The sequence below is a fragment of the Bacillus xiapuensis genome (assembly GCF_002797355.1).
Lineage (GTDB): Bacteria > Bacillota > Bacilli > Bacillales > Domibacillaceae > Bacillus_CE > Bacillus_CE xiapuensis.
Map to the genome: position 1 here is coordinate 1,681,529 of NZ_KZ454939.1, position 25,336 is coordinate 1,706,864.

Sequence of the window (25,336 nt, forward strand, 5' to 3'; positions counted from 1 at the left end):
AGAAAGGAGTTGAGGAATTATGCATATTCATCGTTATGAAAAATGGTGGCTGACATTCGGGATTGCTTCTCTTGTTGTATTCTTAGTTATTTTAGGGATAAGCGCCTTTCACCAGGGGCATCAGCCTCCTAGTGCTAAAGCAATTATTAATTATGAGCAAGTGGATAAAGTTGAACCTTTTAACAAGCCGGGTCTGCACAAGGTTGAAGGAAAGAACTGGGATTATGAACTAGTGGTCGTGGCTTCTGCCTTTTTCTACAATCCTGGTGAAGTGGAAGTTCCAGCTGGATCAAAAGTAAAAATTATTGCGACAACCAAGGATGTCGTACACGGATTTGAGGTAGCGGGAACAAATATTAACATGATGCTCGAACCCGGATATATCAGCGAGTATGTGACAACATTTGAAAAACCCGGCGAATATTTAGTGGTGTGCAACGAATATTGCGGTTCCGGACATCACACAATGAAATCTATGTTTAAGGTGGTTGAAAAAGAATGAAAACACCGTTAGCAAAGGTTGATCGCCGCGATGCACGGTTGGCAATGGCGCACTTCTATGTAGCCTTTGCCGCTCTAGCTCTTGGCGGAATAGCCGGACTGCTTCAAGTCTTTGTCCGCTCCGGCAAATTTGAACTGCCATTTAATATCGGCTACTATCAAGTGTTGACCACGCATGGCGTATTGCTCGGACTTGTTTTAACAACTTTCTTTATTCTCGGTTTTCAGCTGGCTGGCGTCAGCCGAACAGCAGGTGCTTTAACAAGCAAGCAGCGCAGCTTTGCTTGGCTTGGCTTTTGGGTAATGCTGATCGGAACAGCGATGTCAGCTGCGATGATTTTATTGAATGAAGCGAGCGTTCTATATACGTTTTACGCTCCTTTAAAAGCGCATTGGATCTTCTATCTTGGCCTGACCTTTGTTGTGGTCGGAAGCTGGCTTGATGGTTTCTCCCAAGTGGCTAAATACGTGGAGTGGTGCAAGAAGCATCCGAAGCAGCCAAGTCCGCTGTTTACCTTTATGGCCGTCATCAATGTCGCTCTGTGGTTTGTAGCTACGCTTGGCGTGGCGGCGGAAGTGCTGTTTCAATTATTGCCATGGTCTTTAGGATGGGTGGAGCGCGTGGATGTACTGATCAGCAGGACACTCTTCTGGTATTTCGGACATCCGCTTGTATACTTTTGGCTTCTGCCGGCTTACATGTGCTGGTATGTGATTATTCCGAAAGTCGTTGGCGGAAAAATTTTCTCTGATTCGCTGGCGCGGCTGTCCTTTATACTGTTTTTATTATTCTCCATTCCAGTTGGCTTTCATCACCAGCTGACTGAGCCTGGGATTGATCCTTTCTGGAAATTCCTTCAGGTTACCTTGACATTTATGGTCGTGATTCCGTCTTTAATGACTGCTTTCAGCCTATTTGCATCCTTTGAACTGTACGGCCGGTCTCGCGGAGCAAAAGGTGTGTTTGGCTGGTTTAAAATGCTGCCTTGGCGGGATGCCCGCTTTGTTGTTCCTTTTATCGGCATGGTTGCGTTTATCCCTGCGGGTGCCGGCGGTTTGATCAACGCATCAAACCAAATGAACCAAGTGGTGCATAATACCGTTTGGGTAACCGGCCACTTTCACTTAACATTGGCGACTTCAGTTGTGTTAACCTTTTTCGGAATCGCTTACTGGCTCGTTCCTCATCTAACCGGCCGCGTATTAACGCCGACAATGAACAGGCTTGCCATCGTTCAAGCATTTACGTGGGCGCTGGGAATGCTGATTATGTCTGGAGCGATGCATTGGGCCGGTTTATTAGGAGCACCGCGCCGTTCTGCATTCTCTACTTACGGGGACGCGCCACAAGCCTTAGAATGGATTCCTTATCAAATCGCTCAGGCCGTTGGAGGTACAATTCTTTTTTTGGGCATCATCCTCGTCCTTATCATCTTTGTCAATCTGGCTTGGCTGGCTCCTAAAGGGGAGGAAGAATTTCCAATCGGCGAAGTGGAAAAGAATGCCGAGCCAACTCCAATGGTGCTTGAAAATTGGAAAATCTGGATGACGTTAACAATCGCACTGATTCTAATCGCATATACAATACCGGTAATGGATATGTTTGAATCAGGTCCGCTCGGATCAAAAGGGTTTAAATTATGGTAAAAAAACAAAGCCGCAGCGTTTGTCTGCGGCTTTCGTCTGTTAACCAACACTCGCTTTGCTGTTGCTTATCTTTCATTTTCTCTCTTGCATAGACCTTCATTCAGCCCCCTGCTTGAGGCCTCGTTCCTGATCTGATAAGCGCTTTCAAATCCGCTGACGAAAAGAGAGAAGATAAGCTGCTGGCTTATTTCTTGTGGGGATAATCAAATGTTTCACCAGGGTAATACGGAAAATCATCGTCGGGTTCTTCCTCTCTCTTCGCCCATTTCGAGATCAGGATAAACAGCGCGATTCCGTAAGATGTCAGTTGCACTGCTTTCAGCACTCCACCCCCTAATTGCTGATCGCCTACCGCCGATAAAGCCGGAAGCAGCTGCTGGCCAGAAGCGTACATTTCGTAATGCGGGTGACCGGAAACCAGCAAATAAATGCCTATAGGCATTAGCAAAATCGACGCTATAAATACATACAGCACTCTGATGGATTCAGATAAGCGGGTCATTTCCGGCAGCGGAGAGATAATCGTCCACCATGTAAGCAATGAACATATGAGCAAGAAGATCTCAAAAGCGGCTGCTAAAACCGGATAAGTATGCAGCACGTTGAAAACAGCTGGAATAAAGTAGACAGATAAAGCAACATGAAACAAAAACACCGTCAGCCAAGGATGGGTCATAATCTGCAGCATCCTTCTCATCCGATACGACCAGAAAAACGATCTAAGATACTCTGCCGGCAAACTCAAAATCCACAGCGGCGGCACAACAAACAACAGGATCATCAACTCCAGAACATAAATGCTGAATAAGCGGTCCGCCGCCGCAGCAGCCAGCGGATTTCCTTTGATCAAGCATACCAAGACCGCGGATAAGAAGAAGCAAAAGCGCTGTTTGCTGCTGATTTCATATTTTCCCGAAGCCAGCAATCTGACATATAAAATAGCCAGCAGGATAAGCGCCGCGAGATATCCTCCCCATCCAAACGTAAACCAGCCATATGAATCCATGACATGTCCGCTCACCTTTTGATACCCTCCTATCTGTTCGTATGAGCAGAAATATGTTAACGTTTACTGCTTTTATCTATCCATTGTAGCAAACTTTCAAAAATATTGCTTTGTCCTTCAGTTAGTATAAGCTTTTGTATTTATCCAGCAAATAGTTCATTAAGTAGTTAGGATTTAAGCTTTCGCCAGTCGCGCTCATGATCAATTCCGCTGGCGTTTTTGTTTTACCGTAACGATGGATACGTTCGGTTAACCAGTGCTTTATAGGCTGAAAATCCCCCTCTTCCAGCAGCTGTTCAAATGGCAGATCCTGCTTTATGTAATGATGAAGCTGCGCGGCGCATATATACCCGATCCCATATGAAGGGAAGTAGCCAAAATCTCCTGAATACCAGTGGATATCCTGAAGCACTCCATTGGCATGGTGATCTGGAACCACCTGCAGGTACTCGCTATACTTTTGATTCCATACTCCAGGCAAATCCTCGACTCCCAATTCTCCGTTTATTAAGGCTTTTTCGATTTCATAGCGAATAATGATGTGGACAGGATACGTCCATTCATCGGCTTCCATCCGAATCAGCGAGCGCTGCGGGACATTGATGCTTCGATAAAACTCATCCTCGGACACTCGATCAAGCTGGCCGCTGCTGTACGTTTGCAGCAAGCGGTAATTCCGCTTCCAAAACGCCCGGCTGCGGCCGATGAAGTTTTCATAGAACAAAGACTGCGATTCATGAATGCCCATGGACGCTCCATCGCAGACCGTTGTTCCAACGAGTGCAGGCGCAATGTTTTGTTCGTAAATAGCGTGGCCGGCTTCATGAAAAGCACCGAAAATAGCCACCCGAAAATCATGCTCATCATAGCGAGTTGTGATTCTGACATCTCCCGGATTTAACCCGATGGCGAATGGGTGAACGGTTTCATCCAGTCTTCCAGCTTCAAAGTCAAAACCGAATTTTTCTAAAATTTCCAGACAAAATGCTTTTTGCTGCTCAGCAGGAAAACGGCATGTTAGGAATGAAGGACTATTCTTGTCCGCCGCAGGAAACTTTTGAACGAGCGGCAGCAGCTCTTGCTTCAGCCGGCCAAACACTTCATCCAGCCGGCGCACAGTCAGTCCCGGTTCGTATAAATGCAATAAAGCATCGTATTTATTTTCCTCATATCCCCAATAATCAATAAATCTTCTTTTATATTGCAGGATCTTTTCCAGATAAGGCTGTATGAGGCCGAAGTCATTGGATATTCTCGCCTGCTCCCAGACCATTTCCGATCTCGACTGCCAGAGGGTATATTCTTGATATTCATCAACGGGGATTTTCTTATTCATTTCATATTCTTTTTGACACTCTTTAATAAGAATTTTCGTTGTGGGAGCAAGGCGATCGACCGCCGTGGACAAGTTGGCGATGTATGCAGCCATTTCTTCCGAAACGGACATATGAAACAGCTCTGCTGACAGCATCCCAATCACTTGAAAACGCTGTTTTTTCCCTTTCGCGGGAGCCCCTGTCCGCAAATCCCACGATAATAAATGCAAAGTTTCTTTATAGGCTTGCATTTTTTGTACATATTCCATAAATTCTTTTTCCATACACTCTATTGATGCCATGGATCACCCTCCAATTCTACTGATTATTTTACCACATTTTTCAAACCCTTTAATAATCAAAAGGCTTTCTCATACTAAAGCAATCGGCAAAGTTCTGATTGCTTCTATACAAGAAAGCCTCGTTCTTACAGTTTAGTTATTGCGGGGAGGGCGCTTTCCCCAGTACTGATAATAATCGGTGCGAATAAAACCATTAAACAATTTGCGTTTTTTCGTTGCTTGCTTTCCATAACAGGCTTCAAACCCTTCATATGAGGTCAGTATATACACCGACCATGTTTCATACGGAGCAAAGACTTCCCCCATCGCCTTGTACATGCTCTCCACCTCAGGACGGTCACCCAGCCGCTCTCCGTAAGGAGGGTTGCCGACGATCACACCATATTCCTTTGCCGTCGTAAAATCACGAACATTCATTTGCTTAAATTGAACAAGGTCTCCAAGCCCTGCTTCAACAGCATTTTCACGCGAGATTTCAACCATGCGGTGATCTATGTCCGCCCCTAAAATATCTAGCGGCTGATCATAGTTGGCTACATCCTCTGCCTCCAGCCGGGCAGTATCCCAAACGTCTTTTGTCAGCCACGGCCAGCTTTCAGAAATGAAATCGCGGTTAAATCCCGGCGCAATATTTTGGCCAATTAGAGCCGCTTCAATGGGAATCGTCCCTGAGCCGCAAAAAGGATCGACAAACGGGCGGTCAGGATGCCAGTTGGTTAGTTGAACGAGGGCCGCTGCCAAGGTTTCTTTCAAAGGGGCACCGCCCTGGGCAATCCGATAGCCGCGTTTATGCAAGCCTGCGCCGCTTGTATCAATCGTTAACGTCGCTTTATCTTTCAATAAAGCAACTTCAATTTTAAAAAGCGGACCCGTCTCCTCTAGCCATGTTTGCACCTTATATTTCGTTTTCAAACGTTCTACAATCGCTTTTTTAACGATAGCTTGACAGTCTGGAACGCTGAATAATGTGGATTTCACGGATTTGCCTTGAACGGGAAATTCCGCATCCGCCGGCAAATACTCTTCCCATGGCAGAGCTTTCGTGGCTTCAAATAATTCATCAAATGTTTTTGCTTTAAATTCTCCTACCACGACTTTGAGGCGATCGGCTGTTCTCAGCCATAAATTACAGCGGGCGATGGCTGACTCATCCCCTTTAAATATAACTTTCCCATTCTCAGTTTGACATTCATAGCCAAGGTTTCTTACTTCAGCAGCTACCAGTGCTTCCAATCCCATAGCTGCGGTTGCGATTAATGTATATGTTGACATAATTTCACCTGCCATTATTAATATTTCAGTTTTCTTGCCGATTTTCCCAAATATACAGCAAATCAATTAACGCTTCCAATCGTAACGGTTTTGAATAATAATATCCTTGAACGAAGTCACATTGTTCTTCTTTTAAAATCAGCAGCTGCTCCGAAGATTCAACCCCTTCTGCTACTGCGCCAAGCTCTAAGCTGTGAGCCATGGTCAGTATCGCTCTTACAACGGAAAGATCCTCTTGGCTATTCGTGATGCCTTGAATGAAAGAGCGGTCGATTTTCAAGCGGTTTAAAGGAAAGCGTGTCAAATAGCTTAAGGATGAGTAGCCTGTGCCAAAATCATCGATGGAAATCTGAAATCCTCGGCTTTTTAAGTCATTCAACTTCCGAATAGATTCCTTGGCATTCGGCATGATCGTGCTTTCCGTTAATTCCAATTCAATGGATTTCGGAGGGACGTTTTCTTTTTCTATTATATACATAAGCCGGTCGATAAACGTTTCTTGCAGGAATTGCAGAGGTGAAATGTTAACGGCAAAAGAAAAATCGCTAAAACCAGCCATTTCTACTTGTTTGAAATCATGACACACTTGGCTCATGATCCATTCTCCAATTGGTACGATTAAACCGATTTCTTCCGCCAGCGGGATAAAATCTCCGGGAGAGACTTCTCCAAACACTCGGCTTTTCCAGCGCAAAAGAGCTTCAGCACCTGAAATTTCGCCTGATTTCACATTAATTTGCGGCTGATACATTAGATATAGCTCCTGCCGCTGAATCGCTTTACGAAGTTCCCTTTCCATTGTGATGGTTTTGACATCATTCGTATCCAGCTCATTATGATAAACAGTAAATCTGTTTCTCCCTTGCTGCTTCGCTTTATACATGGCTTTATCAGCGCTGCGCAGCAACTCGTCGAAATTCGCTCCGTCTTCCGGAAAGAAACTGATGCCGATCGACGTCGACATGTATGTTTCCTGTTGTTGAATCCAAAATGGGACAGACAGCACTTCGATAATTCGTCCAGCCAGTGTGAAAGCTTCCCGCGGATGATTAATATTAGCTAATGTGATCGCAAATTCGTCTCCACCAATGCGAGCGAGGAGATCTTTATTCTTCAATAATTTCTTTAGACGCAAAGCGACCTCCGACAGCAGCCTGTCTCCTGCTTCATGGCCATAGCTATCATTAATTTGCTGAAAGCGGTCGAGATCTAAAAACAGGATCGCCAGCCTTTGATCATAGGCACCCGAAGTGGCCAACAAGGCATCCATCCTTTTTTTATAAGCATACCGATTAGCCAGTCCGGTCAATCTATCGCTGTGAGCCAGCTTTTGCAATTCTCTTTCCGCTTCCTTTTGAAAGCTAATATCGGTAAACACCCCTATGTAATTTGTTACTTCTCCCTCTTCGTTTTTGATTGAACTTAATGTCAGCCACTCAGGGAATACTTCCCCATTTTTTCTTTTATTCCAGATTTCCCCTTTCCATACTCCCTCTTCATGAACCTTTTCCCAAAGCTTACGGTAAAAGTCTTTATTGTGAATACCTGATTGTAGAATATTGGGGTTTTTTCCTATTACCTCGTCTTCCTGATAACCGGTAACAATTTGAAAGGCGGGATTGACAGACAATATCAGTCCATTTTCATCCGCTACCATCACACCTTCATTAATATCTTCCAATATTTTTTTAGCAAAATTCAGCCACTCTTCATTCCCCATATAGGTGTGTCTCCTTATTATTCAATAGCCTATTTCCCATAAAATCAATCTTCAAGCAGCGGAAGCTTTCTTTCATATCCTGCTGCAGCACTTTTGTCACCTGCATATTGAAGGTCCGAACCAATCCGACATTCAGCTGCCGTGCTCCCTCTTCTTATCCTTCAGTTCCCCATTACGCCCTTGAGGAGGGCTTAGTGCATCTTCCCATGCGGGGCATTTCGTATCAGAAACAGAATAAAAGCCCTCCTAACAGGTTAGGAGGGCATGTAAAGTTATTTCCCTTTAATAGCGTTCTGTAAGCCATGTTTTGTACCATCGTACTTCAAGCGATCCGGGAAGATCTTGTACTCCGGCGGTAATCATCTATCTCCGAATATCCAGCAGACATCCGGCCTTCTTGTCGTTCGTTTCCTCCAAGAAGATGCCCCTACCAAAATTTGGGTTGCTCACTCGCGGGGTTTACCTCGTTCCACCTTTATAATTTCTTATAAAGCTCCGTCACTGTGGCACTTTCAAGGTATTCATGCCTTATCGAAACGACTTAGGCACTTTCCCTGCCGTCAATTCAGTCGAAACCGAATTGCCCTAGCTTATTGATTCACTAGGCACGAACACTACAGGCATCGCAGCACTGTGTGAGCATGGACTTTCCTCTACAGTCAAATGACTGCAGCGATTACCCGAACGCTATTACTATCACTCGATCTATTATAGATGAAAATAAGCCCCATTGCAATGGGGCATTTCAAAAACGCTTTAAAACGGCTTATTCATTATAAAGCTTATCTCCAAACACATGTCTTTCCAAATTGGAGAGCCGTTTTAAAATATCGAAATTTGTAGAGCCCGCAGCCGGCGCCGGCTGCGCAGGAACCTGCTGCTGATGCTGGGAGCGGCTCATCTTCGTTTCAGTTTGCTTTTTCAGCCGCAAGTTCTCCTGCTGCAATTCTTCAATCACTTGATGGAATACTTCATAATCTTTAATGATAAGATCTAAAAATTGATCCACTTCGTCAGGATTATATCCCCGCATAGACGTTTTAAAATCTTTTTCTAAAATATCTTTTGCCGTTAATTTTACTTTGTTAGATAACATTCTTGTCATCACCTCAATATATTCCATAGCGCGTTTTATTCATTTTTTCAAAATCAGGCGATTTTGTCAATTGATACAGCCTCACTCCCAGTCTACATTATTGCTCTGTTCTTCGTCAACGATCGCTTGCAAATCATAAAATGTCACTTGCCGTATTTCATACGATTGCCGCTCTCGCCATTTGCGGGCCATCTGAAATAAATATTTCGGCGTTCCTTCCTTTTCTTCATCATATATAATCAGCAGACCGGATGATTTCCGCAGCATCAGCTCATTTTTGTTGCGGAATTGCTGCGGGCTCGTATATGGCTGATTAGACACTGACGCAACAAAGTCAGCGCCAGATATGATTTTCTCATAATATTCGCGGGTCTCTTCTTTCCAATTGTCTTGCTGATTCATAAACGGTGTTAAAACAGCCAGCTTCAGCTCTGGGTAATCCGGCTGCAAGCTGAATACAACCTCCGCTGCCCAGCATTCCACTCCGAGCTGGCCGCTGATGATAATCCACTCCATTCCTTCGTCCAAAAGCTGGCGGATTTGCTGCTCCAGCGCTTTTTTTATGTAATAAACAGCTGGATCCTCGTCCTGAAAAACGCCTAATTCATAAGGCTTATAACCGGTCACTGTCCAGACTGACATCCCTTTCCCCTCCTGAAAATGGTAAAAAGTAAGGGGAGCCCCCCTTACTTTTTCATATCACATTAATAACCATACGGGCGTCTTCCGCAGATTTGCTGTTGATTGTAGGCATTTTGAGCAAAAGATTCAGTATGCGGAAAATAATGCTGGTGCTCATACAGCTGGTGATTCACATGAGCTGTGTGAGTCGGATGAATATGCGGAACAATCACTTCTTCATAAGTGTGCTGTTCACAGCAGGTCGGCGGATGAACAATCGCCGGCAACACCTTAGGCGGTCTGCAAGGATACATGGTAGCTCCCCCTTTCTCTTTCACTCTATACATAAGCAGTTTATGCAAAAAGGGGGAACATGTACTATTACAAATACCTATATTACAATAAACTATAAAAGCTAGCTTTTAAATTCGTCATGACCAAGGCTGTCAGACATACAAAAACAAAGAATAGAACAAAGATCGCACGATACATTGTCAATCCACCCCAAAGTACATTCTTTATATTTCCACACAATTCTACATTTTACAGCCTTTAGGCCTGAAAAACAATAAAAATCTGACAATTTTGGGCCGTTTATGGACTCCCCATCCGCCTGGCTATCGGATTGACTTTTTCCTTAATTTGCTCTCAATTCGCTGAATTCTTTTCGTAAGCTGATCTGCAGGAGAAGGATCAAAGGATGAAGCTTTCCGCGCGTGAACTAAGGCTTCTTGCAAATCCTTTACCTTGTGCTCATAGTATTTGCTAAGCTCAATATGGGCCTCCTTCTTGCAGCGGCTAGTTCCGCTTTCGCACACATCCCTCCAAAGCGAAACAGCCTCTGCCCACCGCTGCTTCCTTTTATAATGAAAAGCAAGCGCATGTTTTGCTTCCATTCCGATGGAGGTCGAATCCGCATCTGCCAGCTTTCGATAAGTCTCAGCCGACTTTTGTTTTTCTCCAACCGCCTGCAGCCATCTCGCTACCTCTATTTGCTCCCGGAACGTACTGTCAATATTCGTTTGCAATAGCTGATAGCTGATATGCGTATACAGTGTGATCAATGTCAGAATGTCCATTTCATTATGCTGCATCACTTTTAATATACCTTCCGGCTGCCTTCTTTCTATATAGTCAAAATATATCATCGGCGCCAGATAGCCCGGTACGTCTTCCTTCCGCTTGATCTCTAGGATCTCCTTTTCTACATTAACGAGCCGAACGGAGTCCAGCGCATGTTTCCAAAGCCTTCTTGATGCATGATAAAGGTCAAAATGTCCGAACGCCGGCAGCTTGGGGACATGTTCGCGCACGAGCGTATGTCTCGTTTTCACTTGCGGCCAGTCAAATGACTTTCCATTATATGTCACAAGCGTGTTATAGTCGACATTTTCAAGAAAACTCGAATAAAGCGCCACTTCATTTCCCGGCTCCGGCAAAAAATGCTGGCGGACTATGACTTGATCCTCTAATACCCGCGCGTAGCCTAATAAGAAAATAGTATTTCCCGCGCCGCCGCCAAGGCCTGTCGTTTCTGTATCGAAAAAGAATAAGTCGCTGGATTTCAGACCTTTTGCCGATAACGGATGGGACCCCGGCCATCTGTCCCAGCTGGCAATCGCTTCTTTTACGTCATGAAATGTGTACTTGCCATGCTGATAATGAAGAGGGTAACACACTTCCCGAATGAAACAATACTGCTGATTCCACCGATAAAGCTTTACGTTCGCTTGCTGCCAATCTGCCCAATGCGGGATATCGGCAGATTGTAAGTCTATTGGCTGACGCTCAGCTGGCTGCTCCTCTCTCACCAGATGCGACTTCATTCGATTAAGCTTTCGCGACAAATCCATCTTCTTTCACTCGTCCTTCCTCAAAGCTGCTCTAACAGCCGAATGCTTCTCTGCTTAGTTCTGTCCCCTTCTATTTCCGTACCGATGCAGGACGGACAGCCGTTTTCACACGGACAATGCTTGATTAAACGCAAAGCTGCCTCCTTTATGCGATCAAAGCTTTTATAGACTTCTTCCGACAGCCCGATTCCTCCGGGGTAGTGATCATATAAAAAAATGGTCGGCAGTCCCGAATGAGCGGCCTTGATTTGAGAAACTACATGGATATCTTTGCGGTCACACATCACATGCACCGGAACAACATGCCTTAGCACATTGGCAACCCCCAGCAGCAACAGCTCTAAATCCTTCTCGCCCATCAGCGGATCGGTTTGCTTTAATTCGATCCAAGCTGCGCTAGTATGCAGCTCTTCTTCCGGCAAATGGATGGGGCCCGAACCGATATTTTCAAATGTTGTCAATTTAATTTTCTTAAATATACTCGGCAAAATATGGATGGATACATCTCCAAAATGAAGGTTCGCCGTTTGTCGGTAAATCGTCCGGTCGATTTCCATTACCTTTAACTGGACGGCCAAGTTTGCATCTGTGTAGTATTCTACCTCTACTTTTCTAACGTACGCCTTCAAGTGATCCCAATCTAACTTTTCCACTTGATATTGAACGCCCTCATGAAGATAAATCGCTTCTTCATGAAGCAGGGTCATCGCGCTAAAGCGATCCATTTCCCCGATGATCGTCACATTGCCCGTTTGAGATTGATCGATGATGACGACATTCTCCTGGGAAGCCGAGCGCAGGCTGATGTTCCCGGCTGGAAACGATTGATTCGCCCAATAATAGGTGTCTTGGTTTTGATGGAGCACTCTTTCTTCCGCTAAAAATTCTAATATGTCTTTCACATTTAAAGATCCAAATTTTTCTCCTTCTTTAAAAGGCAGCTCATAAGCAGCACATTTTAAATGATCGACCAATATAATTAAATTATCCGGGTTGATGCGGGCGGACTCGGGGGAACGTTCAAAGAAATAATCCGGATTCTGAATAAGATATTGGTCCAAAGGAGAAGAGCTGGCGACCATCAGGATCAGCGCCTCTTCATGCCTTCTTCCTGCCCGGCCCGCTTGCTGCCATGTACTGGAGACGCTCCCTGGATACCCCGTCATAATGCACACCTGTAATTGACCGATATCAACGCCAAGCTCAAGTGCGTTGGTGCTGACCACACCTATGATTTCCCCTTCTCTCAGGCCTTTTTCGATGTCCCGCCGCTGCTTCGGCAAATAGCCGCCGCGATATCCTCTGATCGAACGGGCGGCCACTTGATTCTTCACAAGCTCCTGAATATGACTCAAAATGATCTCAACCCGAACCCGGCTTCTGGCAAAAACAATGGTTTGTATTTTGTTTTTTAAAAATTCTTTTGCCAATTGATTCACTTCTGCTGTGGCACTTTTTCGGATATTTAACGCTTCGTTCACAACCGGAGGATTATAAAAGGCAAAATGCTTTCTCCCTCTAGGAGCTCCGTTATCCTCAATTAAGCGCACCGGCTCACCGATCAGCTGTTCAGCCAGCTCTTGCGGATTGGCGATCGTTGCGGATGTGCATATAAACAACGGATTACTTCCATAAAAGCGGCAAATTCTATTCAGCCTTCTGATCACATTCGCAACATGGCTTCCAAAGACTCCGCGATAGGTATGAAGCTCATCAATCACAACGTATTTCAAATTCTCAAATAAACTGACCCATTTTGTATGATGCGGCAAAATCGCCGAATGGAGCATATCCGGATTGGTAATGACGATGTGCCCGGCTTTTCTGACCACTTGGCGGATAGCAGGCGACGTATCGCCATCGTAGGTGTAGCTTTTAATGCCCATTCCCATTTCATTTATGATTTCATTTAATTCGCTTTTCTGATCTTGAGCCAGCGCTTTCGTCGGAAAAATATAGAGCGCGCGATTACTGTGATCCTCGGCAATTGACTGCAGCACCGGCAAGTTATAGCACAGCGTTTTTCCTGACGCGGTCGGCGTGACAGCAACAATATGCTCCCCCCTCCTTACCGTTTCAAACGCTGTGTGCTGATGGCTATATAATTCCTCAATGCCTCTTTTTTGCAAAGCAGCCTTTATTCTGGCATCTACATGTCCTGGAATGGGTGCTGTCTTTGCCTCCTGTGGCTTAATTTCATGCCAATGTACAATATTCTCATTGCGCTTCAGCTTTTCGATTAATTCCGGCAATGATTTCTTTCCTATCATTACGCGATCACCTCTTTGTACCTAATAGTTTAGCGAATAAACGTTTGGCTGGCTAGTTGGAATTCTTCAGCTTTTATTTGTCCGCACACTAAAAAACCGCAAAAGGAGACTGTTTCCTTTTGCGGTCCATGGCAGCGCGCTCTTTTATACTTTCAACCATCCGCTCACACCTTTAACGATGCTTGATAACTGCGATACGGTATTCATCATTAAACCTGCTGTATCCAGTGCTTTATTCATGTTAAACGAGCCGTCTTCATTTTGAAAGGATTTAATGAACATATTGCCGGAAGCCGGCGGTTTATTCATATTGGGTGCTGACGGGGCTGAAAATGGCATATACGGCTGCTGAGGCTGGTGCATGGTATAGAGAGGATGGTCGAATAAGGAGCCGGCAAATGAAGATTGATCCGCCGGCTGCGGATAGAAGTACGGATGAGCTTGGAGCTGCGGATAATATTCATATGGATAGGGCTGCATCGGCATTGGACCCCAATGATTCATTCTCATTCCCTCCAAGAATAAAAATAAGTATATAACCTATTGTATGACTTATTGGAGGAAGAAGTGCCTCTTAGTCCAGCTCTCTTTGCAGCTGTTCCAAAATAAAAATTGTCGACTCCACATAGTTTTTAAAGCGAGTGTAGCTTGTTTCTGGAAAAAACGCTTGTACGGAAATCAATTCAATGTTCTCTAGTGTGGCTTTTATTTGGGGAGGGTGCACGTATTTAAATTCCCTCCTCTTCATTTCTTTCATCACCGCTTGCTCCCATTTTTCAGACAATTGGCGGGCCTGATCCGCAAACGGCTTAACCTCCTGATAAAAATCGCCTTTTGTTTGCTCTCTTCTGTTTTTGTGATATACCTCATTGGCCTGATGCACGAGATGAAGTAATGCTTTGGTTAATTCGTGAAGTGAATTCATTTCAATAACTCCTCAATCAGCAATCGTTCGATGACATACATTCTATAAGTTTTTTTACTTCTCTTCAACCTGACTCAACCGGCCGCTTAAAACCTATTGTTTTTGAAGGAGGGCCAGGCTTATCGCTGCTTTTAGCTGCCAGCAGTTACTGGCTGAGCTATTTCACTCGTTTTATGCTTTTTTTGGCTAAGCGGCTTTCCTCTCCGGCATTTACTCGTGCCAATGTTTTTTCTCGTTGAGAAGCGAGAAATTTCTTGCGCTGGGAAGTTAAAACGTTTCATAGGATACTTTCAGTGATTGAACCATTTTGTAGGAAGAAGGAGTGGATAAAAGGTAGTCGGCCCCCTCTTCCAGCAGGCGTAGGCGCTCCATCACCATCTCCTTTTTTCTCAAAAGACGCGTACAGTGGGCTTTATGAAGCTTCGAGACTCGCTTTTTTAAAATCAGTTCAATTTGCTCCACTTTTTCCTCCATCTCCGCTAATGCTCGCAATGCTTCTTCTTTTGTCACAGACGCCACTCCTTTTTATTAAATTGCTTGCATTCCATCGGCATTGTCTTGCTGCTTACTTTCTGCCCTCCTTATTGAATCTCCTGCCAGCATGACAAAACTAGGAGCAATTCGCCAAAGAAAGAAGCAGGCAGACAAAGAGGGTTTATTATTCGACAAACCGGCAATCTTTGAAATGACAGAGGATAGTTTCATCTATGCGATTTCACTCCGAAAAGGTTATAATAGAATCGCAGAAAAAAGGGATAATATGCCGAGCAGACACATAGTTCTAGCAATAGAGCGCAGCGACCGGCGTGGAATCCGAATCACCAGCTTTGGGAAAAGGCATTCTTCCCCAAAAAACAGGTGTTTTTCTTCCCCCATGATTAAAATTTTCTGTTATGATATGTATTATCTTGTGAGGTGTTTATCTATGGCGATAAAATATCCGAATGGAAAAAAGTATGTGCCTTTTTCACAAGAACTTCCCAAAAAGCAACGGTTGAAAAAGGACAGCTACAGCAACAGGGGAATGACACTTGAGGAGGACTTGAATGAGACCAATACATTTTATCTTGAACGTGGAATAGCCGTTGTCCACAAAAAACCAACGCCAGTTCAAATCGTTCAAGTTGATTATCCAAGGAGAAGTGCAGCCGTCATTAAAGAAGCTTACTTCAAACAAGCTTCAACTACTGACTATAACGGGGTCTACAGGGGGAAGTATTTAGATTTTGAAGCGAAGGAGACGAAAAGTCCTACCGCTTTCCCGCTGAAGAATTTTCACCCCCATCAGATTGAGCATATGAAAAAAGTGGACAAACAAAAGGGAGTCTGCTTTGTGATCATTCGATTCGCTGCAGTAGAGGAGATCTATTTTCTTCCTTGCAGCCGCTTGTTTGACTTTTGGGAGCGGATGATTAGCGGCGGCCGCAAATCTATAGCAAAGGCTGAGCTGGAAACAGCAGCTTATTCCATTCCTATAGGGCTGCATCCCCGAATTCCCTATTTATCCGTAATTGATGAGCTTTACTTTTAGGCAAAGTCGCCAGCGGATGAAAGAATTTCCTAAAAAATAGGCGGAAATGAACTTTTCTTACCCGATTGGATATGAATAATATTAGGAAGGGCAGTTTCTATACTGTCTATTCCTTTTGAAAGCGAGGAAATTAGACAAATGTCTGATCAATACAATTCACGTACAGAAAGACGCAAGCAACAGAAAAAAAGAGCGGCTAAACCAGCAGCCGCTCCTGCAAAGGGGCCGAAGAAGAAGAAAAAGCGTTCCCTCTTCAAAAAAGTATTTCTTACTTTTGCCGTCCTGATTCTGCTCTCTCTTGCAGGAGGAATAGGCGCTTTTGCTTACATGGTCAAAGATGCGCCGAATTTGGATGAAGCGCTTTTGCGGGATCCTATCCCTTCGAAGGTTTACGATAAAGATGGGAAATTCATTACGACGATCGGCTCTGGAAAACTAGATTACGTCAAATATGAAGATATTCCGCAGCTGGTGAAGGACGCCATTCTTGCAACGGAAGACGCTCGCTTCTTTGAGCATCACGGCGTAGATATTATACGAATCGGCGGCGCTGCCCTTAAAAACGTGACCGACGGATTCGGTTCACAAGGGGCAAGCACCATCACCCAGCAGGTCGTCAAGCTGTCCTTTTTAAAACCTGAAAAAACGCTGAAAAGAAAAGCTCAGGAAGCTTGGCTGGCTTATCAGCTGGAACGGCAATATACAAAAGAAGAAATCTTTGAAATGTACGCCAATAAAGTCTATATGTCTCAGGGCATTCATGGGATTAAAGCCGCAGCAAAGCACTATTTCAATAAAGAATTGGATGAATTAACGCTTCCTGAAGCGGCTTTAATTGCCGGCATGCCGCAGAGCCCGAATAATTACAATCCTTTTACCAATCCTGAACGTGCAGAGAAGCGCCGGAATCTCGTACTGTCCCTGATGAAGCAGCATGATAAAATTTCCGAAACAGAAATGGCACAGGCTAAAGCAGTGCCGCTAAATAAATTGCTGGCTGAAAACAAGCAAGGAGAAGGAGAAACAAAGAAATACAATGCCTATATCGATATGGTGATTGAAGAAGTTCAGCGCATGGGCGACTACAATCCCTATTCGGACGGACTAAAGATTTACACCACTCTAGATCGCAAAGCTCAGGATTATATGGATCAATTACTCAACACAGAGGACATTCTTAGTTATCCGAGCGATGATTTTCAAGCCGGAATCGCCCTCACTGATACGAAAACCGGGGAAGTGCGCGCAGTCGGCGGAGGACGCGGTGAAAACCAGAAGGTCGAGCGCGGATACAACTACGCGGTGGACTTAAAACAGCGTCAGCCAGGATCCGTCATTAAACCGCTGATTGATTACGGGCCTGCGATTGAATATTTAAATTGGTCTACCTATCAGCAGCTGGATGACAAACCGACGACATACCCGGACGGCACACCGATACGCAACGCTGGCGGTTCCTATATGGGACCGATCTCAATGAGAACAGCGATGACCTACTCCCGCAACATACCGGCTTTAGAAGCTTATAAAGAAGTGGGACACGAAAAGGCCAACGAATTTTTAGGAAACCTTGGAATTCAACTGAAGAAAGAGGAATCAGAAAACTATTCCAACTCCATTGGCGCGATGAGCGGCATCTCACCTCTTGATTTAGCCGGCGCCTATGCGGCATTTGGAAACGGCGGCCAATACAATGAGCCGCATACAGTAAAGAAACTCATCCTATCTGATGGGGAAACGGAAGTGGAGAACGACATTAAACCTAAAGCAGCGATGAGTGATTACACCGCTTATATGATTACCGATATGCTGAGGGATGTTGTGAGCGAAGGTACCGGAACCCAAGCGAATATACCTGGTTTAGATGTAGCCGGAAAGACAGGAACCACCAACTATACTGAGAAAGAAAAAAGCGACTTTGGCATTCCTGACAGCGGCTCGCCAGATTCCTGGTTTGTCGGATATACAACCAACTATACAGCGGCAATTTGGACCGGTTACCCGAACAAAAGCGAGTATTTATCACCTGAAAGCCAGCGCATTGCCAAAAGACTGTTTAGATATTTAATGGAAGAAGTTTCGTCAGATGTGAAAACAGAAGACTTCAAAAAGCCGAAAAGCGTTGTAGAACTTCCGATCTTAAAAGGCTCCAACCCTGCTGTAGTGGCCGGTGACAGCGTTCCTGACAGCGACAAGGTCTATGAACTTTTTGTCAAAGGGGAAGAACCTAAGAAAGTATACAGAAATAAAGATGACGAAGAAGAAAAAGACAAAGACAAAGAGAAAGAGAAAGAAGAACAAGAAACCAAAGGAAAAATTGAAGGATTGAATGCAGCTTATGATTCTTCCTCCCAGAGCATTTCCGTATCTTGGTCTTTCAGCGGAGAGGGAACGCCAAGCTTTACCGTTACAGCTAACGGACAATCGCAAGCTGCGAACGGAAATTCAGCCGTCATCAGCAATGTACAGCCTGGCCAAACATACAGCATTACGGTAACTGCGACTGTAGACGGCGCAACAGTGGACTCGGCTTCCACGTCCGTAACCGCCTCAGGTGGCGAGAACCCAGCTGAACCGGAAGATGGCGGCCAGCAAGAACCTGATCAACCTGATACCGAAGCGCCTGACGGCAACAATAACGGAAATCATAACGGAGGAAATACGCCTCCTCCAGACCAAGGAAATGGACAGAATGGCGGCACACCTCCTAATGGAGACAATGGAGGAAGCGGCAACGGCAACAATAACGGCAACGGCAACGGAAGCAGCTCAGGCGGAAATCCTTCGCCTACTCAGCCGCCCGTTGGAACACCTCCTGCCAATAACAATGGAGGCAATACCCAGCAAGGACAATCCACACAATCAGGAACTGAAAGCGGCCTATAAGCAGCTGACAACAAAAAGGATGGCATTTAGCCATCCTTTTTGTGTTGCATGAGCTGATATTTAGCCAGCTGCTTTTGCTGTTCACTTATTAGTTCATTGATTTGCACGTACGCTTGATAGGAAAAAGGGCGATTCATCACAAAAGACAGCCTTTCAGCTGCGTTAATCGGCTTAATAGCTAGTGACTGCACGCGATCCGGCCAATTGTTGAGCATGACTGGAGAACCGTTGCTCCAATAGAGGTTCATCCATAACAAAGCTAGCAATGCTTTCATTGGAGAAGAAAAGGTGCAACTGTCTCTCATTTGAAAGGCCCGATCAAGCTGCTTTTTTAATTTGCGCCATTCCTGATCCAGCATCTTTACATATCGATCGGCCTTAAGCCAAGGCTTGTCTATTCCAGTTAATTCATAAATAAAATACGGCTCATCTGCAACGCTCAGTTGATTCGGTACAAAAACAGACTCCGCCTGAAAGAACAGCGGGTGCTGGAGATGAGGAGGAACCGGCACCACCGCCATTATCCAGCCTTCCTTTTCATCCGCTTCTTTCCTTCCCGGCACAGATCTAGCAGCGGGCATTCCTCACATTTGGGTGATTGTGCCTTGCAATGATAGCGTCCAAAGAATATTAAACGATGATGAGTAACCGACCATTCTTCCCTTGGGATTTTCCTCATTAACGTTTCTTCCACTTCAGTCACATTATCCTTCCATCGGCAAATTCCCAGCCGCTTGCTGACACGTTCAACATGAGTATCCACAGCGATAGCGGGTATGCCAAAGGCCACGGAAGCAACGACATTGGCTGTCTTGCGCCCTACACCAGGAAGCTTCACAAGCTCCTCCTGTGTTCTCGGCACTTCTCCGTTCATCTCTTCCAGCAACACCCGGCATAACTTCTGGATATTCTTGGCCTTGTTTCGGTAAAGCCCGATAGAACGGATATCCTGCTGCAATTCTTCCAGCGAAACAGCTAAATAATCCTCCGGCGTTTTATATTTCTCAAACAAATCCTTGGTCACTTTATTTACTAACGCATCCGTACATTGAGCAGACAGAGCAACAGCAATGACCAATTCAAATGGGTTTTTATGATTCAGCTCGCAGTGAGCATCCGGAAACATGTCAGCAATTGTATCTAAACAATAACGAATTTGCTGTTTATTCAGCATAGCTTCTCTCCTTTCTACTGCTCAAGCCAATTATAAAAAGGCACCGCTTTTGTTGAGCGCTGCACTTGCTCAGGAGAAGATTGATGGCGGCGGAAACGCTGTCCATACTCTCTGGCCTGTTCAAGCGTTTCAATCCCCTGCTTTTTCCATTCAAACAAAATACGATCAATATAGCGGAAATTCATCTTCCCTGATATTACCGCTTCTCTCAATGCAGCTTTAATGATGGCGGGATCATGGTGGTCTTGATCAACCCAAATCGCCAGCGTTTCACATTCTAGCGGAGAAAGCGGACGGCCAAACTCCTGTTCAAAACAAGTATAAAGATCTTTCTCTTCGCTCATCGCCTGCTGAAGAGCTGTTTGCCGTGACTGCTGCACCATTTTTTCTGCTAGCCTCTTCCAAAGCGGCTCGAGTGAATAACGTTCATATCCGGGAGAGTCTCCCTGTTCAATCGCAATCAGCTGCTGCTGAATAAGCTTCTTAATCATGATGGAGCATTCGCCCGCAGACATCGTCATTCGGCCAGCCAGTTCTTCAAATGTTGGAAAATGTTGGCCCTTTTGCTTAAACGCCATAATATGCAAAAGGAGTGCAAGCTCTGATTCTGTTAGTGACAGTTGGCGATAGTGCATCAGCAATACGTTAGGAACGCTGATCATTCCTTCATTCATCCACTCTGTAATCAATTCATTTTGCTCCATATTGGACACCTCATAGCTAGTATATCATGATGGCGGCTGAAAAATGAGAATTGACAATTTGGAAAGTATTTATCTCACCATACTAAAGGCCGCGCATACAGCGCGGCCTTATTGTTTTTATCCCTCATTCAGAGGGCCGATTCATTCGGGCCTGCACGATGCAGACGACAGCCTTTGTTCTTCACTTCATCAGCGGAGGATCAAAGAGAACGCCCGCTTTTTGAAGCTTTACTTTACGGATATAAGCGATTGAGCAAGCGCGGAAAAGGAATGGTTTCGCGCACATGCTCCACACCGCTGATCCAAGCAACGGTTCTCTCAAGCCCTAAGCCGAAGCCCGAATGAGGAACGGAGCCATATTGCCGAAGCTCCAAATACCATTTATAAGCTTCCGGATCTAAATGATGCTCAGCAATTCTTTCGCTTAATAGCTGGTCATCATGGATCCGCTCTGAACCTCCAATAATTTCCCCATAGCCTTCAGGGGCTATTAAATCAGCGCAGAGCACAACCTCTTCACGCTCCGGTGCAGGCTGCATGTAAAACGGTTTAAGCTTTGTTGGATAATGAGTGATAAATACTGGTTTATCAAAGCTTTCAGCGATGGCTGTTTCATGAGGTGCCCCAAAGTCATCGCCCCATTGAATATCGTTAAAACCTCTTTCATGTAAAAATTTCAGCGCCTCATCATATGTAATTCGCGGAAAAGGTGCCTGGATTTGTTCCAGCTTGGACGTATCCCGCCCTAATCGATCTAATTCTAAACGGCAATTCTTCAGTACGGATTGGACGATGTGAGTCACATACTGCTCCTGTACAACTAAGTTATCTTCGAATTCGCAAAAGGCCATTTCAGGTTCAATCATCCAAAACTCAATTAAATGACGGCGGGTTTTGGATTTCTCCGCTCGAAAAGTCGGACCGAAAGAAAAGACTTTTCCAAGCGCCATGGCGGCCGCTTCCATGTATAATTGACCGCTTTGGGAAAGATACGCATCCTCGTCAAAATAGCGGGTATGGAATAGCTCAGATGTTCCCTCAGGAGCACTTCCAGTTAAAATGGGCGGATCGACTTTTGTAAAACCGCGATCATTAAAAAACTCATACGTTGCTCTGATAATTTCATTGCGAATTTTCATGACCGCATGCTGGCGGCGAGAACGGAGCCATAAATGGCGATGATCCATTAAAAACTCAGTCCCATGCTCTTTTGGCGTAATCGGGTAATCTACAGCTTCAGCAATAACCTCTAGCTGAGTTACGCTTAATTCATAGCCAAACGGGGAACGATTATCTTCTCGGACAACGCCGGTAACGTATAAAGACGTTTCTTGCGTAAGGGTTTTCGCTTGCTTAAATACTTCCTCGCCAACATCGCTTTTGACGACAACGCCTTGGATAAAACCAGTTCCGTCACGAAGCTGCAAGAAAGCAATTTTTCCGCTGGAGCGTTTGTTGGCAAGCCAGACACCTATCGTCACTTCCTGACCGACAAACTTACTCACTTCTGCAATTGTAGTTTTCATGTAAGACTTCCCTCCAAAATATTCGGCAACCCCTGACGGGATCCGCTAATATTATACCTATATCTTCCTTCAGGACGCAAGAAGCAGGCGCACAACCGCCTCGCTGGCAGAAATCGCTGTTCAAATGGATTCCCGTCAAAAAAAACTTGACAGCCGTGGTAAAGGCTGTCAAGTTACTAAAGCGGCATTAAGATTGCTGCGGCATATGCGCTTTCACGTAGGCGCCCATACGATCCACAGCCGCCTCAAGCAGCTCTAATGATGTGGCATAAGAGAGGCGAATATTATCCGGTGCGCCAAAACCACTTCCAGGAATAACAGCTACTTTTGCCTCTTCAAGCAAGGCTTTAACAAAGTCGTCGACACTCGCAAAGCCCGTCAGTGCTGCCGCTTCTTTGACATTTGGAAACAGATAGAACGCTCCTTGCGGTTTCAAGCAAGAGAAGCCCGGAATTTCATTTAACTTGGCGTGAATAACATTCAAACGCTTCTCAAACGCAGCTCTCATTTCCTCTACTGGCTGCTGTGTTCCTTCGTACGCGGCGATCGCACCATACTGAGAAGGAGCCGTAGGATTGGATGTCGAATGACTCGCCAGGCCAGTCATGGCTTTAATGACTTGAGCATTTCCTGCAGCGTAGCCTATGCGCCAGCCAGTCATGGAATGGGATTTAGACACTCCATTAATAATGATCGTCTGCGCCTTTAGCTCTGGCGAAAGCTCCGCAATAGATACGTGATGGTGACCGTCATATACTAATTTCTCATAAATTTCATCAGAAATAATCCAAATATTATGCCGCAGGGCTACGTCACCAAGCGCTTTCAGTTCTTCTTTTGTATACAGCATCCCTGTTGGGTTACTCGGGGAATTGATGATAACAGCTTTTGTTTTCTCGGTAATGGCCGCCTCTAACTGCTTTGGAGAAATTTTGAATTGATTGGATTCCTTCCCTTCAACATATACCGGTGTACCGTTGGCAAGCTTCACTTGTTCCGGATAGCTCACCCAATAAGGAGTCGGAATAATCACTTCATCCTCTTCGTCCAAAATGACTTGAAACAGTGTATACAGCGCATGCTTCGCACCGATGGTCACGATAATTTCATCGCGCTGATATGCAATGCCTTGATCCTTTTCAAATTTATGAATAATGGCGTCCTTTAGCGCAGCCAAGCCACCCGACGGCGTATACTTCGTTTGCCCTTGCTGCATGGATTCGTATGCTGCCTGAATGATATGCTCCGGAGTGTTAAAATCAGGCTCTCCCGCTCCAAGACCAATGACATCAATGCCTTGGGCTTTCATTTCTTTCGCTTTCGCTGTAATCGCTAAGGTAGTCGAAGGAGTCAGCGCTTTGACTCTTTGGGCTAATTGAATTTCCATAAAACATTCCTCCAAATTTATATATTCTCTATTTTCTTCCACCATTTTCCGCTGCCGACAAGCAGATAGTAGTAGTTCAGCTGATCGTTTTTATCTAAAAAGACCAGTTCCCAGACCGGGCCGCGCTTTTCCATTCCGAGATTGGCAAACAGCAGCTTTTCGATCTTTTTCTCGTTTCGCAGCTTTTTCACTGCCTTTTGCTTAGTCATTCCCTTTGCCAAATCGACAGTGACAGGCTTTTTCTTTTGATCTTCCGGCACGAGCACTGCCAGCTGCCTTCCCTTATCCGTTTGCCCGATGACCGCATAATAAGTTTCGTTGCTGTGATATACAGTAAAATCTGTTACGGTGGTCATTGCACTTTCCTCTTTTGCGGTCGCCACCGCATCCGTTTTTGCTTTTTTATACGGTTCTTGCGCATTATTATACACCAATATAAACGCGAAAGTGATCAGAAACAGCGGAGCGGCTATGATTATAATCCATTTTTTCATCTTTTTCTTCCTTATGTACGATAAATCGTAAAAACCGCTTTATTTTGGTCTTCCGGCTTTAAAGCAAGCCCAAACATTAAGTCTTCTCTTTTAAGAGTGCGATTTAACGCATCGACAATTTTATACAAATCCGCATGGTTGTCAATCGTCACGGTGGATAAAACTTCAATCTTCCTCTCCATCAAAAAAACGCCTCCTGTTCCTCTCCATTATATCAAGAAATAGTCTTCTCGCATCAATTAATTACTTGAAAAATTCAAATTTATTCTGAAAAAGTCAGCACTTCATAGCCCAGCTGTGTAAATTTAATGGTGATTAACCCATGCTGATCCGTGTAAAAAACATCGATCCATAATTGATGCAGCAGCTCGAGAAAATCATCCTCCGGTTTTTTGCCTTTCTGCTTGAAAATGACCGCTGTTTGCGGATCCATATGGGTTAATAAATTATACGACAGGCTGCTGCTCCCGCCATGCCCCGGTACTTTGACAATATTGATATCTTTAAGCTCTTCCTTCAATAAGCTTCTTTCGGATTTTTTTGAGGCGGAAGACATCCATAAAAAGCGTGAATCGTGATGTTTAATCGAAAAGTCCATTCCTTCTCTAGCCGATCTCCCGCTATAAAGAACTGTCAGTCGGATACCCGGCGCCAATTCTTTCACGTCCCCCGCCTTCCATCCCTCATAGTACAGTTTGCTTTTGGATAATTCATCCTTGCCATGAACGGAGTACACTCTCTTAAGTTGATAGAATTTATTTAATTTGTGAATGAAATCAGAAGCCCCCTCCTGCTGATCAGTGAGGATTAATCCGGATAATCGGTCCATTTTAAATTTTCTCAAATAAGCCAGGATCGAAGAACGGCTGTCCTTCGTCCCGGTATTTATTAAATAATGGCGGCCGTTCGCCGTGTGAATAATAGCAGCTTCTCCATCCGATAAAGGCAAAAAAGACAGGGCAAACTCTCCCTCCTTTAAATGGAGATCAATCGTGGAAGCCGAGGTTTCGGAGGAGCAAAGCCATATAGCTATACTGAAGCTTAAAGCAAATAATATCCTCATAGCTGCTTCTCCTTTCTATACCGTTAGCGTGTGTTAGTTTTG

The 25,336-nt window shown here is 44.8% G+C and carries 24 protein-coding genes and 1 other RNA gene; 4 read left to right on the top strand and 21 right to left on the bottom strand.

Going from position 1 to position 25,336, the window contains the following annotated elements; genetic code table 11:
• Positions 1 to 19 precede the first annotated feature (19 nt).
• A complete protein-coding gene (locus CEF20_RS08340; RefSeq protein ID WP_100331371.1) occupies positions 20 to 502 on the top strand; it encodes a cytochrome c oxidase subunit II in 483 nt (160 codons plus the stop codon).
• Positions 499 to 2,148: a b(o/a)3-type cytochrome-c oxidase subunit 1 gene (locus tag CEF20_RS08345; protein WP_100331372.1), complete on the top strand. Its 1,650-nt coding sequence runs from the start codon at positions 499 to 501 to the stop codon at positions 2,146 to 2,148. Before CEF20_RS08340 ends, CEF20_RS08345 begins: the two co-directional genes overlap by 4 nt.
• Before the next feature lie 184 nt (positions 2,149 to 2,332).
• On the opposite strand, the gene CEF20_RS08350 is transcribed toward CEF20_RS08345, so the two are convergent.
• The 13 genes from CEF20_RS08350 to CEF20_RS08410 all read right to left on the bottom strand — a co-directional run bounded on the left by CEF20_RS08350 (position 2,333) and on the right by CEF20_RS08410 (position 15,039).
• On the bottom strand, positions 2,333 to 3,169 hold the full coding sequence (locus CEF20_RS08350; protein WP_100331373.1) for a cytochrome c oxidase assembly protein: 837 nt from the start codon (positions 3,167 to 3,169) through the stop codon (positions 2,333 to 2,335).
• Positions 3,170 to 3,275: 106 nt separating this feature from the next.
• Positions 3,276 to 4,772: a carboxypeptidase M32 gene (locus CEF20_RS08355; protein WP_100331374.1), complete on the bottom strand. Its 1,497-nt coding sequence runs from the start codon at positions 4,770 to 4,772 to the stop codon at positions 3,276 to 3,278.
• Between the two features lie 132 nt (positions 4,773 to 4,904).
• Positions 4,905 to 6,044 carry a THUMP domain-containing class I SAM-dependent RNA methyltransferase gene (locus CEF20_RS08360; protein ID WP_100332051.1) on the bottom strand — a complete coding sequence of 380 codons (1,140 nt, stop codon included), beginning with the start codon at positions 6,042 to 6,044 and terminating at the stop codon, positions 4,905 to 4,907.
• A gap of 25 nt (positions 6,045 to 6,069) precedes the next feature.
• Positions 6,070 to 7,764, bottom strand: a complete 1,695-nt coding sequence (locus CEF20_RS08365; protein WP_100331375.1) for a putative bifunctional diguanylate cyclase/phosphodiesterase — start codon at positions 7,762 to 7,764, stop codon at positions 6,070 to 6,072.
• Positions 7,765 to 8,055: 291 nt separating this feature from the next.
• An RNA gene (gene rnpB / locus CEF20_RS08370) (RNase P RNA component class B) lies at positions 8,056 to 8,452 on the bottom strand.
• A 78-nt stretch (positions 8,453 to 8,530) separates the two neighbouring features.
• On the bottom strand, positions 8,531 to 8,860 hold the full coding sequence (gpsB, locus tag CEF20_RS08375; protein ID WP_100331376.1) for a cell division regulator GpsB: 330 nt from the start codon (positions 8,858 to 8,860) through the stop codon (positions 8,531 to 8,533).
• A gap of 81 nt (positions 8,861 to 8,941) precedes the next feature.
• The gene (locus CEF20_RS08380) at positions 8,942 to 9,502 is read right to left on the bottom strand and encodes an SLOG family protein (protein ID WP_100331377.1); all 561 of its coding nucleotides are present in this window, start codon (positions 9,500 to 9,502) and stop codon (positions 8,942 to 8,944) included.
• Positions 9,503 to 9,564: 62 nt separating this feature from the next.
• Entirely contained in the window at positions 9,565 to 9,795 is a 231-nt protein-coding gene (locus CEF20_RS08385; protein ID WP_100331378.1) for a spore coat protein, read from the bottom strand.
• Between the two features lie 303 nt (positions 9,796 to 10,098).
• Positions 10,099 to 11,307, bottom strand: a complete 1,209-nt coding sequence (locus tag CEF20_RS08390) for a ribonuclease H-like domain-containing protein (protein WP_232713406.1) — start codon at positions 11,305 to 11,307, stop codon at positions 10,099 to 10,101.
• A 47-nt stretch (positions 11,308 to 11,354) separates the two neighbouring features.
• Positions 11,355 to 13,601 carry a DEAD/DEAH box helicase gene (locus CEF20_RS08395; protein ID WP_100332052.1) on the bottom strand — a complete coding sequence of 749 codons (2,247 nt, stop codon included), beginning with the start codon at positions 13,599 to 13,601 and terminating at the stop codon, positions 11,355 to 11,357.
• Between the two features lie 147 nt (positions 13,602 to 13,748).
• A complete protein-coding gene (locus CEF20_RS08400; RefSeq protein WP_157796231.1) occupies positions 13,749 to 14,108 on the bottom strand; it encodes a YppG family protein in 360 nt (119 codons plus the stop codon).
• Between the two features lie 70 nt (positions 14,109 to 14,178).
• Positions 14,179 to 14,529, bottom strand: a complete 351-nt coding sequence (locus CEF20_RS08405) for a DUF1798 family protein (protein ID WP_100331381.1) — start codon at positions 14,527 to 14,529, stop codon at positions 14,179 to 14,181.
• 267 nt (positions 14,530 to 14,796) lie between these two features.
• Complete coding sequence (locus tag CEF20_RS08410; RefSeq protein WP_100331382.1) at positions 14,797 to 15,039, bottom strand: hypothetical protein; 243 nt, start codon at positions 15,037 to 15,039, stop codon at positions 14,797 to 14,799.
• Between the two features lie 415 nt (positions 15,040 to 15,454).
• On the opposite strand from CEF20_RS08410, the gene recU reads away from it, so the two are divergent.
• Together recU and CEF20_RS08420 are read left to right on the top strand one after the other, a co-directional pair.
• On the top strand, positions 15,455 to 16,060 hold the full coding sequence (gene recU, locus CEF20_RS08415) for a Holliday junction resolvase RecU (protein WP_100331383.1): 606 nt from the start codon (positions 15,455 to 15,457) through the stop codon (positions 16,058 to 16,060).
• Positions 16,061 to 16,198: 138 nt separating this feature from the next.
• Positions 16,199 to 18,946 carry a PBP1A family penicillin-binding protein gene (locus CEF20_RS08420; RefSeq protein WP_100331384.1) on the top strand — a complete coding sequence of 916 codons (2,748 nt, stop codon included), beginning with the start codon at positions 16,199 to 16,201 and terminating at the stop codon, positions 18,944 to 18,946.
• 26 nt (positions 18,947 to 18,972) lie between these two features.
• On the opposite strand, the gene CEF20_RS08425 is transcribed toward CEF20_RS08420, so the two are convergent.
• The 8 genes from CEF20_RS08425 to CEF20_RS08460 form a co-directional block, all read right to left on the bottom strand.
• Positions 18,973 to 19,467 carry a YpoC family protein gene (locus CEF20_RS08425; protein WP_100331385.1) on the bottom strand — a complete coding sequence of 165 codons (495 nt, stop codon included), beginning with the start codon at positions 19,465 to 19,467 and terminating at the stop codon, positions 18,973 to 18,975.
• On the bottom strand, positions 19,467 to 20,120 hold the full coding sequence (nth, locus tag CEF20_RS08430; protein ID WP_100331386.1) for an endonuclease III: 654 nt from the start codon (positions 20,118 to 20,120) through the stop codon (positions 19,467 to 19,469). The genes CEF20_RS08425 and nth overlap by 1 nt, the downstream gene beginning before the upstream one ends.
• A 14-nt stretch (positions 20,121 to 20,134) precedes the next feature.
• A complete protein-coding gene (locus CEF20_RS08435; RefSeq protein WP_100331387.1) occupies positions 20,135 to 20,824 on the bottom strand; it encodes a DnaD domain-containing protein in 690 nt (229 codons plus the stop codon).
• A 233-nt stretch (positions 20,825 to 21,057) separates the two neighbouring features.
• Positions 21,058 to 22,350: an asparagine--tRNA ligase gene (gene asnS / locus CEF20_RS08440; protein ID WP_100331388.1), complete on the bottom strand. Its 1,293-nt coding sequence runs from the start codon at positions 22,348 to 22,350 to the stop codon at positions 21,058 to 21,060.
• A gap of 187 nt (positions 22,351 to 22,537) precedes the next feature.
• On the bottom strand, positions 22,538 to 23,731 hold the full coding sequence (locus CEF20_RS08445) for a pyridoxal phosphate-dependent aminotransferase (protein ID WP_157796268.1): 1,194 nt from the start codon (positions 23,729 to 23,731) through the stop codon (positions 22,538 to 22,540).
• A 23-nt stretch (positions 23,732 to 23,754) separates the two neighbouring features.
• Positions 23,755 to 24,231: a cell wall elongation regulator TseB-like domain-containing protein gene (locus CEF20_RS08450; RefSeq protein ID WP_100331390.1), complete on the bottom strand. Its 477-nt coding sequence runs from the start codon at positions 24,229 to 24,231 to the stop codon at positions 23,755 to 23,757.
• 11 nt (positions 24,232 to 24,242) lie between these two features.
• Positions 24,243 to 24,413 carry a YpmA family protein gene (locus tag CEF20_RS08455; protein ID WP_100331391.1) on the bottom strand — a complete coding sequence of 57 codons (171 nt, stop codon included), beginning with the start codon at positions 24,411 to 24,413 and terminating at the stop codon, positions 24,243 to 24,245.
• A gap of 80 nt (positions 24,414 to 24,493) precedes the next feature.
• Positions 24,494 to 25,294, bottom strand: a complete 801-nt coding sequence (locus CEF20_RS08460) for a ComEC/Rec2 family competence protein (RefSeq protein WP_100331392.1) — start codon at positions 25,292 to 25,294, stop codon at positions 24,494 to 24,496.
• Positions 25,295 to 25,336 lie beyond the last annotated feature (42 nt).